This window comes from Rhizobium sullae (genome assembly GCF_900169785.1).
GTDB classification, from domain to species: domain Bacteria; phylum Pseudomonadota; class Alphaproteobacteria; order Rhizobiales; family Rhizobiaceae; genus Rhizobium; species Rhizobium sullae.
This window is the reverse complement of the sequence record NZ_FWER01000001.1, coordinates 250,627-265,788: the sequence shown is the minus strand read 5'-3', so window position 1 is coordinate 265,788 and position 15,162 is coordinate 250,627. Positions and strand designations below refer to the sequence as shown.

Annotated in this window: 12 protein-coding genes; 11 read left to right on the top strand and 1 reads right to left on the bottom strand. The window is 60.5% G+C overall.

What is annotated here, in order from left to right:
• Nucleotide 1: 1 nt before the first annotated feature.
• Entirely contained in the window at nucleotides 2-1,633 is a 1,632-nt protein-coding gene (locus BN1800_RS01380) for an MFS transporter (protein WP_086993715.1), read from the bottom strand.
• 235 nt (nucleotides 1,634-1,868) lie between these two features.
• On the opposite strand from BN1800_RS01380, the gene rimP reads away from it, so the two are divergent.
• The 11 genes from rimP to BN1800_RS01325 all read left to right on the top strand — a co-directional run bounded on the left by rimP (nucleotide 1,869) and on the right by BN1800_RS01325 (nucleotide 15,061).
• The gene (gene rimP, locus BN1800_RS01375; RefSeq protein WP_027513576.1) at nucleotides 1,869-2,474 is read left to right on the top strand and encodes a ribosome maturation factor RimP; all 606 of its coding nucleotides are present in this window, start codon (nucleotides 1,869-1,871) and stop codon (nucleotides 2,472-2,474) included.
• A 59-nt stretch (nucleotides 2,475-2,533) separates the two neighbouring features.
• The gene (gene nusA, locus BN1800_RS01370; protein WP_086993712.1) at nucleotides 2,534-4,144 is read left to right on the top strand and encodes a transcription termination factor NusA; all 1,611 of its coding nucleotides are present in this window, start codon (nucleotides 2,534-2,536) and stop codon (nucleotides 4,142-4,144) included.
• Entirely contained in the window at nucleotides 4,144-4,830 is a 687-nt protein-coding gene (locus tag BN1800_RS01365; RefSeq protein WP_037144073.1) for an RNA-binding protein, read from the top strand. The genes nusA and BN1800_RS01365 overlap by 1 nt, the downstream gene beginning before the upstream one ends.
• A gap of 99 nt (nucleotides 4,831-4,929) precedes the next feature.
• Nucleotides 4,930-7,605, top strand: a complete 2,676-nt coding sequence (gene infB / locus BN1800_RS01360) for a translation initiation factor IF-2 (protein WP_086993709.1) — start codon at nucleotides 4,930-4,932, stop codon at nucleotides 7,603-7,605.
• A gap of 76 nt (nucleotides 7,606-7,681) precedes the next feature.
• Nucleotides 7,682-8,089, top strand: coding sequence for a 30S ribosome-binding factor RbfA (rbfA, locus tag BN1800_RS01355; protein WP_086993706.1), 408 nt, complete (start codon nucleotides 7,682-7,684; stop codon nucleotides 8,087-8,089).
• 12 nt (nucleotides 8,090-8,101) lie between these two features.
• The gene (gene truB / locus BN1800_RS01350) at nucleotides 8,102-9,034 is read left to right on the top strand and encodes a tRNA pseudouridine(55) synthase TruB (protein WP_086993703.1); all 933 of its coding nucleotides are present in this window, start codon (nucleotides 8,102-8,104) and stop codon (nucleotides 9,032-9,034) included.
• Between the two features lie 103 nt (nucleotides 9,035-9,137).
• Nucleotides 9,138-9,989 carry an alpha/beta fold hydrolase gene (locus BN1800_RS01345; RefSeq protein ID WP_086993700.1) on the top strand — a complete coding sequence of 284 codons (852 nt, stop codon included), beginning with the start codon at nucleotides 9,138-9,140 and terminating at the stop codon, nucleotides 9,987-9,989.
• Between the two features lie 156 nt (nucleotides 9,990-10,145).
• Complete coding sequence (gene rpsO, locus BN1800_RS01340; protein ID WP_027513569.1) at nucleotides 10,146-10,415, top strand: 30S ribosomal protein S15; 270 nt, start codon at nucleotides 10,146-10,148, stop codon at nucleotides 10,413-10,415.
• 325 nt (nucleotides 10,416-10,740) lie between these two features.
• Nucleotides 10,741-12,882: a polyribonucleotide nucleotidyltransferase gene (pnp, locus tag BN1800_RS01335; protein ID WP_086993697.1), complete on the top strand. Its 2,142-nt coding sequence runs from the start codon at nucleotides 10,741-10,743 to the stop codon at nucleotides 12,880-12,882.
• 75 nt (nucleotides 12,883-12,957) lie between these two features.
• On the top strand, nucleotides 12,958-13,974 hold the full coding sequence (locus BN1800_RS01330) for a class I SAM-dependent methyltransferase (RefSeq protein ID WP_086993694.1): 1,017 nt from the start codon (nucleotides 12,958-12,960) through the stop codon (nucleotides 13,972-13,974).
• 175 nt (nucleotides 13,975-14,149) lie between these two features.
• Nucleotides 14,150-15,061 carry a nucleotidyltransferase and HEPN domain-containing protein gene (locus tag BN1800_RS01325; protein WP_086993691.1) on the top strand — a complete coding sequence of 304 codons (912 nt, stop codon included), beginning with the start codon at nucleotides 14,150-14,152 and terminating at the stop codon, nucleotides 15,059-15,061.
• Nucleotides 15,062-15,162: the final 101 nt, after the last annotated feature.

Here is a 15,162-nt window from a genome sequence, read left to right as displayed (position 1 = left end):
CTCAATGGTGAAGATCGATCGGCGCCTTGTGAAAGACATCGTCGGATGGCGGGATGGTCTGCCGCTCGATCATGCGGTGAACATGCGGCGCAGCCGTGCCGCGGTGGAGGGCGCGCAATCGATCATAGTTTTCAGCATCGGCCTGCGTGCGGCGCTGATTGTGGCGGATGTACTCGACCCAGGTCGGCGTGTGATACGTCTCGGTCCAGGTGCCGGGACTTTCGAGGTCGCGCATTAGCGCCCAGTTGCGTGCGCCGTCGCGGATGCGGATGCGCCGCCGTTCCCCCATTAGCTTCAGGAATTCCGGCAGATCGTTATCGCCAATCTGATAATCGACCTGGATGACGATCGGCCCGCTCCGGGGCGTGATATCGAGGCCGAGGGCAGGCTCGGTGAAGCGGTTGAGCGGATCGAGATTGAGCGAGGCAAAGGCCGGCATCGAGAAGCGAAAGCCGATAACGATGCCGATCATCATCACCGCGGCTGAGCCATAGAGCGCGCTCGACACGCCGAAGCGGTCGGCAGCGACACCCCAGAGCCAGCTGCCGGCGGCAATCCCGCCGAAGGTGACCGTCTGATAAAGTGAAAGCGCCCGGCCGACGACCCAGCGTGGCGTCGAAAGCTGCACAATCGTGTTGAACAGTGAAAGCGCTAGCACCCAGCACGCGCCGGAAACGAGCAGCCCGACGGAGGTGAGCACGGCAAACTGGCTCGACGCAGCAATCACCATGCTGATGGCAAAGCCAGTAAAGGCGTAGCGGATGATGGCCTCGCTGCTGAACATCTCGCGCAAGCGCGCATTGAGCGCCCCGCCACCGATTGCGCCAATGCCGAAGGAGCCGAGCATGAAGCCGTAGGTCAGCGGCCCGCCGGCGACGAGATCGATCGCGACGATCGGCAGAAGCGCGAGCACCGAGCTTGCGCCGACACCGAAGATCAAACCGCGGATCAGCACCTTTTCGAGGTTCGGCGACATCGAGACATACCGAAGACCGGCGGAGATCGCACTCCCGAGGCTTTCCCTCGGAAGGGTGGAAACAGGCAGCGACGGCTTCCAGCGCGTGAGCGCATAGATGAGCGCGAAATAACTGGCCGTATTCACCATGAAAGCAGCGGCGGCGCCCGCCGTCGCGACAATCACGCCGCCGATGGCGGGGCCGACGCTGCGGGTCATGTTGAAGCCCATGCTGTTCAGCGTTACCGCATTCGGCAGATCGGCGCGCGGCACCATATCGCCGACGGAAGCCTGCCAGGATGGGTTGTTGAGCGCCGTACCGCAGCCAATCAGGAAGGTGAAGAACAGGAGCAGCCAGGGCGTGATCCAGCCGAGCAAGGCGCAGGCGGTTAGAATAATCGAGACGGCCAGCATGAGAAATTGCGCCGTCAGCATCACCCGCCGCCGGTCGAAATTGTCGGCAAGCGCGCCTGAAATGAGCGAAAACAGCATGATGGGAAGTGCTGTCGAGGTCTGGACCAGCGCCACCATGTCCTCGGAAGCCGTGAGGGTCGTCATCATCCACGCGGCGCCCACCGCCTGGACCAAGCCGCCGAAATTCGAGGCGAGGCTTGCGAACCAGATTGTGCGGTAGGTTTCATGCTTCAGCGGCGCCAGCGTTGATGAATTGGATGGCACGATTCCTCCCGCTTGCTAAATTCTCCCTCGGCTCCAATATATGATGAACCTCGACGGTGGCTAGGCGCGATTGCGCCGCCGCGGCGCATTTGAGCCGAGAGCTTGCAATTTCGTAAAAACGGGCCTATATGCCACTCAAATTCTTGATCGTGCGATGAAGAGTGGGCCGCAAGGACCCGCTCTTTTTTATTAGCGCGATCGTCCAAATGCATGAAAATTGCGAGGAGCGCATCGCTTGTCGGATCCGACGAACGCAGACAATGAACTTGAGCCGCGGCTGATTACCGAAACCGGGCTTGACCAGCGCCTTGCCGACATCATCGAACCTGTGCTCGTCGGCATGGGCTTCCGCCTGATCCGCGTGCGCATGCTCAACCAGAACGGCGCTACGCTGCAGATCATGGCAGAGCGCAACAATGGCACGATGAGCGTCGAAGACTGCGAAGAGGTCTCGATGGCTATTTCTCCGGTTCTTGATGTGGAAGATCCGATCGATCGGGAGTATCATCTAGAGGTGTCTTCGCCCGGTATCGACCGCCCTTTGGTGCGGAAATCCGATTTCACCCGTTGGCAAGGACACCTTGTGAAGTGCGAAACGTCGATCATAATCGGCAACCGCAAGCGCTTTCGCGGAAAGATCATCGAAGCGAACGCGGATGGTTTCACGCTCGAACGTGACCAGGTTGCCTATGGCGAAGAGCAGAAGGTCACCATTCCCTTCACGGCGCTCAGCGATGCGAAGCTCATTCTGACCGACGATCTGATCCGCGATGCGCTACGCGCCGATAAGGCCGCGAAAGCGCAGGCAGCGAACCAGAACGAAGCGGAAGACGAAGAATAACCGATCAACTACGGCTCCAGGGACGGGAACCCGGAAGGCCAAGACGGAGAGATAAGACAATGGCAGTCAGTGCGAACCGGCTCGAACTTCTGCAGATCGCAGATGCAGTGGCGCGCGAAAAGGTCATCGACCGCGAAATCGTGCTTGCCGCGATGGCGGATGCGATCCAGAAGGCGGCGCGCTCCCGTTACGGCACGGAATCGAACATCCGCGCCGATATCAATCCGAAGACCGGTGAAATCCGCTTGCAGCGACTGCTCGAAGTCGTCGAGAAGGCAGAAGACTACTCCACGCAGATCCCGCTGGAGCTGGCCCGCGACCGCAACCCCGACGCAGTGCTTGGCGACTTCATCGCCGATCCGCTGCCGCCGATGGATTTCGGCCGTATCGCCGCTCAGTCGGCCAAGCAGGTCATCGTCCAGAAGGTGCGCGAAGCCGAGCGTGACCGGCAGTTCGACGAATTCAAGGATCGCGTCGGCGAAATCGTCAACGGCACCGTCAAGCGCGTTGAATACGGCAACGTCATCGTTGATCTCGGCCGTGGCGAAGGCATTATCCGCCGCGACGAAATGATCCCGCGTGAAAACGTCCGTTACGGCGACCGCGTTCGCGCATATGTCTATGACGTCCGCCGTGAACAGCGCGGTCCGCAGATTTTTCTGTCGCGCACCCATCCGCAGTTCATGGTCAAGCTCTTCACCATGGAAGTGCCGGAAATCTACGACGGCATCATCCAGGTCCGCTCGGTCGCCCGTGACCCGGGGTCGCGCGCCAAGATCGCTGTCATTTCGAACGATAGCTCGATCGATCCAGTCGGTGCCTGCGTCGGTATGCGCGGTTCACGCGTCCAGGCCGTCGTCGGCGAGCTTCAGGGCGAAAAGATTGACATCATCCCCTGGTCGCAGGATCCGGCGACCTTTGTCGTCAACGCGCTGCAGCCCGCTGAAGTCGCTAAGGTCGTTCTCGATGAAGATGCAGAACGCATCGAAGTCGTAGTTCCTGACGAGCAGCTGTCTCTGGCGATCGGGCGCCGCGGCCAGAATGTTCGCCTCGCCTCGCAGCTGACCGGCTGGGATATCGACATCATGACGGAAGCCGAAGAATCCGAACGCCGTCAAAAGGAATTCAACGAACGCACTAACCTCTTCATGGATGCGCTCGACGTCGATGAAATGGTCGGCCAGGTTCTGGCCTCGGAAGGCTTTGCTGCGGTTGAAGAACTCGCTTACGTCGATCTCGACGAAATTTCGTCGATCGATGGGTTCGACGAAGAGACGGCGCAGGAAATCCAGCAGCGTGCCCGCGAGTATCTCGAAAAGCTCGAAGCCGAGATGGACGAGAAGCGCAAGGCGCTCGGCGTTTCCGACGACCTTCGTCAGATCGATGGCATGACCGCGCAGATGATGGTGGCACTCGGCGAAGACGGCATCAAGACGTTGGAAGATTTCGCGGGCTGCGCGGCGGACGATCTCGTCGGCTGGACAGAGCGCAAGAACGGCGAGACCAAGAAGTTCGAGGGCCTCTTCTCGAAGTTCGACGTTTCGCGCGTCGAGGCCGAACAGATGGTCGTCCAGGCGCGCATCGCCGCCGGCTGGATCACCGAGGAAGATCTTGCGAAGGACGCTGAAGTTGTCGAAGCCGACGCCGACGCTGCCGAGCAGGACGCATAATGATCGCGGAGCTGCACGCTTCTCCTGAGGATGATGATCTTGCAGGTTATGACGTGAACGGCCGCATGTGCATCGTGACGCGTGAAAGCGGATCGGTGGATGAGTTGATCCGCTTTGTCGCGGCTCCCGACGGGACAGTTGTCGCCGATCTGAAGCGTCAGCTTCCGGGGCGCGGCTGCTGGGTCAAGCTTGATCGCGCGTTGGTCGACAAGGCGGTGGCGAAGAAGTCTTTCGCCCGTGCACTGAAGGCGGATGTGAAGGTAGCTGCCGATCTGGGTGAAACCGTCGACCGGCTGCTCGCACAGCATCTGATGCAGATGATGAACATGGCGCGCAAGGCGGGCCAGTTCGTCAGCGGCTCCTCGAAAGTGGATGCCGCAGTTAGAAGCGGAGCGGCACTCGCGGTGTTCCACTCGACGGATGCCGCGGACGATGGCGTGAGAAAAATCGATCAGGCTCGCAAGGCCTGGCACCTCGGAATGGAAACCGAGGAGGAAATACCTTCCTTCCGTCTCTTCTCGGAGAGCGAAATGGAAGGCGTGATGGGCCAGAATGCTTTTATCCATGCCGCGGTGCTTGCAGGGCAGGCAGGTGAGGGTGTAGTGAAGCGCGCAAAGATGCTCGAAAAGTACCGCAGCGGCGGTCAATCCCGAGCACCAGGCGGCGCTGGCCAGCAAAAACAATGATGCGGCGACCGGCACCGGCCGGCCCATCATTGATCGAAAAGCATTTGAACGACAGGGTTTGATGACGTCATCGCTCCCTGTCCGAAGGAACGGGAACGAATGACTGATAGCAATGACGACAAGACGCTTGGAGCAAAGAAGACGCTTACCTTGAAACCATCGGGGATAAGCCAAGGTACTGTGCGCCAGGATATGGGCCGCGGTCGCACCAAGGCGGTCGTTGTCGAGACTCGCAAGCGGCGCCCGATGCGCCCTGAAGACGATCGCCCGGCAACGCCGGCGCCGGCAGCGGCACCCCGCGCGGCAGAATCCGCTCCGGCGCAGGCCCCTGCGCCTCGCATCCAAAAGCCGGGCGGCCAGCCGCCGCGTCCGCAGCAGTCAGCTTCGCAGGCTCCTCGCCAGCAGGACCGCCCGCGTCCGGTTGTCTTGAATCATCTTTCGCCCGAGGAAATGGATGCCCGCCGGCGCGCGCTGGCGCTTGCCCAGGTCCGCGATGCAGAAGATGCGATCCGCCGCGCTGAAGAAGAAAAGCGCCGTGCAGCTGAAGAAGCCGTCCGTCGCGAAGCGGAGGCGGTTGAAGCAGCCCGCCGCGCAGCCGAAGAGGCCGCCCGCCCTCCTGCGCCGGCTGAGGTTCCTGCGCCAGAAGCTGCCAACGTCCAGGCAGAGGCTCCGCGCCCGGCTTCGGCCGTGCGTCCCGAGACCTCTGTGCCTACTCCTGCTCGTCCGGCTCCAGCTGGGGTGACACCGGTTGTCCGCGGCCGTCGTCCGGAAGGTGAGGAGGAAGAGCGCGGATCTCCTCGTGGGGCTCCTGCCCGTGGCAGGGTCGTTCGCCCGGAACCGGCAAAACCGGTGACGACGCGTCCGAAGACCGAAGAGGAGCGCCGCCGCGGCAAGCTGACGATCACAACGGCAAACGTCGATGACGACGGCAATGCGCGCGGCCGTTCGCTTTCCGCTATGCGTCGCCGCCAGGAGAAATTCCGCCGCAGCCAGATGCAGGAAACGCGCGAAAAGGTCATGCGCGAAGTCATCCTGCCGGAAACCATCACCATTCAGGAACTGTCGCAGCGCATGTCGGAACGTGCCGTCGACGTCATCAAGTTCCTCATGAAGGAAGGCCAGATGATGAAGCCTGGCGACGTCATCGACGCCGACCTTGCAGAACTCATCGCGGGCGAGTTCGGCCACACCGTCAAGCGTGTTTCCGAATCCGACGTCGAACTCGGCATCTTCAATGTGACGGATGACGAGGGCGAACAGGTTTCGCGTCCGCCCGTCGTCACCATCATGGGCCATGTCGACCATGGCAAGACCTCGCTGCTCGACGCCATTCGCCATGCGAACGTGGTGGCCGGGGAAGCCGGCGGGATCACCCAGCATATCGGCGCCTACCAGGTCGAGCAGAACGGTCAGAAGATTACCTTCATCGACACCCCCGGCCACGCAGCCTTTACAGCGATGCGTGCTCGTGGTGCGCAGGCGACGGACATCGCGATCCTCGTGGTTGCGGCTGACGACAGCGTGATGCCGCAGACCATCGAATCGATCAACCATGCCAAGGCGGCAGGCGTTCCGATCATCGTGGCGATCAACAAGGTCGACAAGCCGACGGCCGATCCGCAGAAGGTGCGCACACAGCTTCTGCAGCACGAGGTTTTCGTGGAGTCCATGGGCGGTGAAGTGCTCGACGTCGAAGTTTCGGCGAAGAACCACACCAACCTCGACAAGCTGCTCGAAGCGATCCTGCTGCAGGCCGAAATCCTCGACCTCAAGGCCAATCCGAACCGGACGGCCGAGGGTACAGTGATCGAAGCGCAGCTCGACCGCGGCCGTGGTTCGGTCGCAACGGTCCTCGTCCAGAAGGGCACGCTGAAGCCTGGCCAGATCATCGTGGCTGGCGATGTCTGGGGACGCGTACGTGCGCTGGTTGATGACAAGAGCGAGCATGTCAAGGAAGCAGGCCCGGCCACTCCGGTCGAGGTTCTGGGTCTTTCCGGCACGCCTCAGGCGGGCGACAAGTTCGCCGTTGTCGAAAACGAAGCTCGCGCCCGCGAGATTTCCGAGTACCGCCAGCGTCTCGCCCGAGACAAGGCTGCAGCCCGCCATTCGGGTCAGCGCGGCTCGCTGGAACAGATGATGAGCCAGCTTCAGACTGCCGGCGTCAAGGAGTTCCCGCTGGTCGTCAAGGGCGACGTGCAGGGTTCGATCGAGGCGATTGCCGGTGCGCTCGACAAGCTCGGAACGGATGAAGTTCGCGCCCGCATCGTACACTCTGCGGCTGGCGGTATCACCGAGTCGGATATTTCCCTCGCGGAAGCATCCGGTGCTGCAATCATTGGCTTCAACGTTCGTGCGAATGCGCAAGCGCGTACGCTTGCCGAGCGTCAGGGCATCGAAATCCGCTACTACAACATCATCTACGACCTCGTGGATGACGTTAAGGCGGCAATGTCCGGTCTGCTCTCTCCGGAGCGGCGCGAAACATTCCTCGGCAATGCCGAGATCCTCGAGGTGTTCAACATCACGAAGGTCGGCAAGGTTGCAGGTTGCCGCGTTACCGAAGGCAAGGTCGAGCGTGGCGTCGGCGTCCGCCTCATCCGCGACAACGTCGTCATCCACGAAGGAAAGCTCAAGACGCTCAAGCGCTTCAAGGACGAAGTCTCGGAAGTGCATTCCGGCCAGGAATGCGGTATGGCTTTCGAGAATTACGAAGACATCCGCGCAGGCGACACGATCGAATGCTTCCGCGTCGAGCACATCACCCGCACGCTCTGACGGCGCAAAACTAGAACTTTGGACGGGCGCCGGATCATGAGAGGCCGGCGCCCGAACCTTTTCGGGGCAAAGAACAATGACAGCAAAAGCCACATCCTCGGCACCCTCGCAGCGCATGCTGCGCGTCGGTGAGCAGGTTCGCGCCGCAATCACGCAGGTTCTCCAGCGTGGCGAAGTGCGCGATGACGTGATCGAAAAGACCGTCATTTCGATTTCTGAAGTCCGTATGTCGCCGGACCTGAAGATCGCAACGGCCTACGTGACGCCGCTCGGCGTTTCCGATCACGGCGCCATCATCGATGCGCTGAACCGCAACGCCAGATACATCCGCGGCCGTCTCGGCCCGCAACTCCGGCAGATGAAATATATGCCGGAGGTCCGTTTCCGCGACGATACGAGCTTCGATAACTACAAGAAGATCGACGAATTGCTGCGCTCGCCGGAGGTCCAGCGTGATCTCGACGACGACACTGAAGAACAATAGCAGAAGAAGCGCATGTCCAAACCACGCAAACCCAAGGGCCGCCCGGTTTCCGGCTGGCTGATCCTCGACAAGCCTGTCGATTTCGGTTCGACCGAAGCCGTTTCCAAGATCAAGTGGCTCTTCAAGGCGCAAAAATGCGGCCATGCCGGCACGCTCGATCCGCTGGCGTCTGGAATGCTGCCGATTGCGCTGGGCGATGCGACGAAGACCGTTCCCTACGTCATGGACGGCCGCAAGATCTATGAATTCACCGTGACCTGGGGCGAGGAACGGGCAACCGACGACCTCGAAGGCGAAGTGACCCGAAGCTCCGACAAGCGCCCGACAGAGAAGCAGATCCGCGATCTTCTGCCGAAACATACCGGCGTCATCAGCCAGGTGCCGCCGCAATTCTCGGCGATCAAAATCGCCGGCGAGCGCGCTTACGATCTGGCGCGCGACGGTGAGACGGTGGAGATCCCTTCCCGAGAGGTCGAGATCTTTCGCCTGACGCTGCTTGCCTGCCCGGATGAGAATACGGCACATTTCGAAGTCGAATGCGGCAAGGGCACCTATGTGCGTGCGCTCGCTCGTGATTTTGGCCGCGAGCTCGGCTGCTACGGCCATATCTCGGGGCTACGCCGGACCTTCGTGGCGCCTTTCGCCGAAGAGAGCATGGTGCCGCTCGCAAACCTCGTCGCGCTCGAAATGGTCGAGGACATGGATGAGCGCCTTGCCGCGCTCGATGCCCTGCTGATCGATACCAGCGAAGCCCTCTCCTCGCTGCCGCACCTCGTGGTCAATGATGATCAGGCGCATCGCTTGAGGATGGGCAATCCCATTCTCGTGCGAGGCCGGGATGCACCAGTTGTCGAAAGCGAAGCCTATGCGACGGCGCGCGGCAAGCTTATCGCGATCGGCGAGATCGGCCAGGGAGAGTTCCGCCCGAAGCGCGTCTTCGTTTGAGGTTCGGCAACGCAGCCTTTCGGTGGCAATTGTCAATCATTCGCCTTGAGCTATGCTTCTCCTCCTTGCGGCTATAGAGGCCGCCTAGGTTGAGGAGCGGCTCATGCGCGCAGTTGTAATCGGAATCGCGATGTTCGTTTCGGCCGTTCTCATGGCCGCAAATGCCGAGCCTGCCGAACGCTGGGCGGAACTGCCCGCCTTTCTTCCCATGCCGCCAGCAAAGACAAGCGGCATGGCGCAAGTGAACGACATCAAGATGTACTATGCCGAGTACGGTGCAGGCGATCCGATCCTCTTTATCCACGGCGGCCTCGGCAGTGCGGATGTCTGGGGTCATCAGGTCGAGGATTTTGCCAAAGATCATCGGGTGATCGTCGCTGACAGCCGCGGACACGGGCGCTCGACGCGCAGCGGGCAGCCTTTCGGTTACGATCTCATGACGTCCGATTATGTTGCGCTCCTCGATTATCTGCAGCTCGACAAGGTCACGCTTGTCGGATGGTCGGATGGAGGCATTATCGGCATCGACATGGCGATGAAGCACCCCGAGAAGCTGACGCGTGTCATTGCGCAGGCAGCCAATGTGACGACTGACGGAGTGAAGCCGGACGTGATGACCAACAGGATCTTCAACGACTACATCAATGTCGCGGGCGAGGCCTACAAGAAGCTCTCGCCGACGCCGAACGAATATGACGCGTTCGTCAACCAAATTTCGGCGATGTGGATGAGCGAGCCCGCCTGGACTGCTGCCGACCTCGGCAAGATCGCCGTGCCCGTCACTCTGGCAATCGGCGATCACGACGAAGCGATCAAGTTCGATCACACCGAGAGGATGGCGAAGCAGATTCCCGGCGCCAAGCTCGTCATTCTGAAGGATGCCAGCCATTTTGCGATGCTGCAGGACCCCGAAGGGTACAATGCGATGATACGTGACGCGATGGCGGGTAAGTGATAAATCCGCCATCTGGCGCGGGGCCCTTTCCATCGCGGCTCATTTGGTTTATAGGCAGCGCCAGCATCGGGCAGGACCTGAGTGCATTCGCGGCCGAAGCTGGACGGCATCCCGGCTTTTGGCGACCTAATCTCCTCTCATAGAAAGGAACATCCGATGTCGATTACAGCTGAGCGCAAGACGGCTCTCATCAAGGAATACGCAACGTTCGAAGGCGACACCGGTTCTCCGGAAGTTCAGGTTGCGATCCTGACCGAACGTATCAACAACCTGACGGAACACTTCAAGGGTCACAAGAAGGATAACCATTCCCGCCGTGGCCTCCTGACGATGGTTTCGAGCCGCCGCTCGCTTCTTGACTATCTCAAGAAGAAGAACGAAGGCCGTTACACCAAGCTGATCGGCAGCCTGGGTATCCGCCGCTAAGGCTTTCCGGCGGACGCTCCTCTTGGACGTCCGCCGGATTCTTTCGGGAAATATTCTCCCGATCCCGCTGTGCATTTTGAAGCGCGGCGGAATTGCCCGGCAGACCCGGATGGGCCGGATCTGCCAAACCAACCGTTGACCTGTCATGGGGCAGGATTGCCGGACGCTTTCGGCCAAAGTTTCAGACACTTTGGCCTAGCTTCCTCGGAAGCTGAGATGCAAAGCCTCCCGTTGTCTTGCCCATGATGCGTCACACTGATTGCGGTTGACGCGCGCCGAGCCTCATTGGCGAAGGCGCGTAATCCCGCATTGAAGGACAAGACACATGTTTGACACTCACACCGTGGAAATCGAGTGGGCAGGCCGCCCGCTGAAGCTCGAAACCGGCAAGATCGCCCGTCAGGCCGATGGCGCCGTTCTCGCGACCTACGGCGAAACCGTAGTTCTCGCCACCGTCGTTTCCGCCAAGGCGCCGAAGCCGGGCCAGGACTTCTTTCCGCTGACCGTCAACTACCAGGAAAAAACCTACGCAGCCGGCAAGATCCCTGGCGGCTATTTCAAGCGCGAAGGCCGCCCGAGCGAAAACGAAACCCTCGTTTCCCGCCTGATTGACCGCCCGATTCGCCCGCTCTTCCCAGAGGGCTACAAGAACGACACGCAGGTCGTCGTCACCGTCGTCCAGCATGACCTGGAGAACAATCCGGACGTCCTGTCGATGATCGCGACCTCGGCTGCCCTGACGCTCTCCGGCGTTCCCTTTATGGGTCCGGTCGGCGGCGCGCGCGTCGGCTATATCAACGGCGAATACGTCCTCAACCCGCATCTCGACGAGATGGACGAATCGAGCCTCGATCTCATTGTCGCCGGTACGCATGACGCGGTTCTGATGGTGGAATCTGAAGCCAAGGAACTTCCCGAAGACGTCATGCTTGGCGCCGTCATGTTCGGCCACAAGGGCTTCCAGCCGGTTCTCGAAGCGATCATCAAGCTCGCGGAAGTGGCAGCCAAGGAACCGCGCGACTTCCAGCCGGAAGACTACTCCGAACTCGAAGCCGAAATGCTTCAGCATTTCGAAGCGGAGCTTCGCGAAGCCTACAAGATCACTCAGAAGGCCGACCGCTACGCTGCCGTTGATGCCGTCAAGGCAAAGGTGAAGGAACGCTTCCTTCCTGAGGAAGGCGAAGCCAAATATACAGCTGAAGAAGTCGGTGCGATCTTCAAGCACCTGCAGGCAAAGATCGTTCGCTGGAACATTCTTGACACCAAGAGCCGTATCGACGGCCGTGATCTCGAGACCGTTCGCCCGATCGTCGCTGAAGTCGGTCTCCTGCCGCGCACGCACGGTTCGGCCCTCTTCACCCGCGGTGAAACGCAGGCGATCGTCGTTGCCACGCTCGGCACCGGCGAAGACGAGCAGTATGTCGATTCCTTGACGGGAATGTACAAGGAAAATTTCATGCTGCACTACAACTTCCCGCCCTACTCGGTCGGTGAAACGGGTCGCATGGGTTCTCCGGGCCGCCGCGAAATCGGTCACGGCAAGCTCGCATGGCGCGCCATCCACCCGATGCTGCCGTCGGCTGAGCAGTTCCCCTATACGCTCCGCGTTGTCTCGGAAATCACCGAGTCCAACGGCTCCTCCTCGATGGCAACCGTCTGCGGCACGTCGTTGGCGTTGATGGATGCAGGCGTCCCGCTGGCAAAGCCGGTCGCCGGTATCGCCATGGGCCTGATCAAGGAAGAAGCGCGTTTCGCCGTTCTGTCCGACATCCTCGGCGACGAGGACCACCTCGGCGACATGGACTTCAAGGTTGCTGGCACGGAGGCAGGCATCACCTCGCTGCAGATGGACATCAAGATCCACGGCATCACCGAAGAGATCATGCAGATCGCTTTGGATCAGGCGAAGGGTGGCCGACTGCACATCCTCGGCGAAATGGCGAAGGCGATCTCCGAAAGCCGCGGCCAGCTCGGCGAATTTGCACCTCGCATCGAAGTCATGAACATTCCGGTCGACAAGATTCGTGAAGTCATCGGCTCGGGCGGCAAGATCATTCGCGAGATCGTCGAAAAGACCGGCGCGAAGATCAACATTGAAGACGACGGCACCGTCAAGATCGCATCGTCTTCCGGCAAGGAAATCGAAGCGGCCCGCAAGTGGATCCACTCGATCGTCGCAGAACCGGAAATCGGTCAGATCTATGAAGGCACGGTCGTCAAGACCGCCGACTTCGGCGCCTTCGTCAACTTCTTCGGCGCCCGTGACGGACTCGTCCACATCTCGCAGCTTGCTTCTGAGCGCGTCGCGAAGACGCAGGATGTTGTCAAGGAAGGCCAGAAGGTCTGGGTCAAGCTCCTCGGCTTCGACGAGCGCGGCAAGGTCCGCCTGTCGATGAAGGTCGTCGACCAGACGACCGGCCAGGAACTCCCGGCTGGCGAAAAGAAGAAGGAAGAAGCGGCCGAGTAAGCCGCGCCTTTCCAACCGTACATGGGCGCGGGAGTTTTCCCGCGCCCTTTTTGTATTCGAAGTCGAGAAGAGATTATGAGTCGCGAAACGCTGAAGACCCTGTTCCATCCCTTTGTGAGCGGTACCATCGAGGCGCCGCGCGAGGGTGAGCGCGTGTTGTTCCTGGGGGCCGAAGCAGGCTTTGTGCTGCCGGAGGGCTTTGGAGCATCCCTCAGCGCCGTGCAGGGCTTCCGGCCGCTTTACAGGCAGCTTCTGTCGCAGCGCGTCGAAGCGTCGCCGGAGATCGAAGGCGAGGATTATGATGCGGCGCTCGTGCTCTGCACGAAGCACAAAGGCGAGAACGAAGCGAATATCGCAGCCGCACTTTCCCGCGTGAAGGCGGGCGGCCTGATCGTCGTCGCCGGCGGCAAGGAAGACGGCATCCAGCCGCTGCGCAAGCGTATGGAAGGTTTCGGCCTCGAGATCGAGCATATGCCCAAATATCATGGCGTTGCCTTCTGGTTCGCATGCCCGACGGACGTCAGTGAAATTGTTTCGAAATTCGCCAAGGCGCCCGTACGCGTCGACGGCCGCTTCCAGGCCCGCGCCGGCATGTTCTCGCATGACCGCATCGACGACGGATCCGAACTGCTCGCCTCGCGCTTGCCGACAGACTTCACCGGCGACGTGGCCGATTTCGGCGCCGGCTGGGGCTATCTCGCCGTGGAACAGGCCGAACGTTCGCCAGGCGTCAGCCGACTTGATCTATATGAAGCCAACCACGCCGCTCTCGAAGCGGCTAAGGCCAATCTGGCGGAGAACTGCCCGAACGCGCCAGCGCGCTTCTTCTGGCACGATCTGGCGGCTGAACCGGTCAAGGACAAGTACGATTTGATCATCATGAACCCACCCTTCCATGAAGGACACGCGGCGGAGCCTTCGCTCGGCCAGGCGATGATCAAGACGGCGGCATCGGCGCTACGCGGTGGCGGCCGCCTGATGCTCGTCGCCAATCGCGGCCTGCCTTACGAGCCGGTACTCGCTGCAAACTTCAAGGAAAGCGGCGAAACCTGCCGCAACGCGCGCTTCAAGGTGCTCTGGGCGAAGAAATAAGAAAGGCGGCCAGCGGTAACTTTTTCATTTTCGTCAATCTGATTGTAGTCGCTCGGCGACGCCGCAGATCGTCGATTTGGTTGCCCAGCCGGATCAACCCGCTGCATTTTCCTACGGCGGTTCCTACAGTTTCCAGTAGTAGACGGCGAATCGTCTTTGGCCTATCGATGGACCCATGCGATCGTCCCTGGAACATCTGCCGGAAGAAAAGCAGCGCGAGCTTGCCCGCGTCGTTGCGATCATCCATGAGGAATTCGCCGACGCGCTTGCCGGCACGTCTGCCGCCTTCAAGAAGCGCGGCCGGATCTTAAAGATCATTTTGTTTGGTTCTTTTGCGCGTGGCACCTGGGTCGACGAGCCACACACGATGAAGGGCTACCGCTCCGACTACGATATCCTGGTGATCGTCAATTCCAAGCAGCTGGCGGAGCCGCAATACTGGGAGAAAACCACTGACCGGTTGCTTTGGGATAGGGATGTGAAGACGCCGGTCGGGCTGATCGTCCATGGCGCCCGGGAGGTCAACAACTTTCTGGCCGACGGCCAGTATTTCTTCGTCGACATCCTGCGCGAGGGCATCGTGCTCTACGAGCTCGACGACCGGCCGCTGGCCGAACCGAGAAAACTCTCCGCCGTCGATGCGTACAGAGTGGCCAAGGAGCATTTCGAGAGGCAGTTTGCGAGCGCTGAATATTTTTGCCAGTTAGCTCGATATGCGATCTCGGATAACAAGCCCAATCATGCGGCTTTCAATTTCCATCAGGCGGTTGAAACTGCCTATTCCTGCTTGCTCCTCACGTTAACCAACTACAGTCCGCCGTCGCACAATCTGAAATTCCTGCGCGGGCTGGCCGAAGATCAGGACCGCCGGCTCATCGACGCCTGGCCGCGTGACCAGCACCGCTATACTGCCTGGTACAACATCCTCAACGAAGCCTATGTCAAGGCCCGATACTCGAAGCACTTCGAGATCACCGAAGAGGCGCTAGCCTGGCTGCTTGAGCGGACGGAGCACTTGCACCAGATTGTCGCGGCGATTTGTAAGGAGCGCCTTTCGGAATTGGAACGGGCAAGCGGCGGCAATTGACGGCTTTCCAAATTTTATCCAGTAACTGAGCAGATACCCGCTGTGGCCGTTTCGCTGATAGAAAACCGGTGGCCCTGCCGCCTTGGAGCAACAGGCGTCGC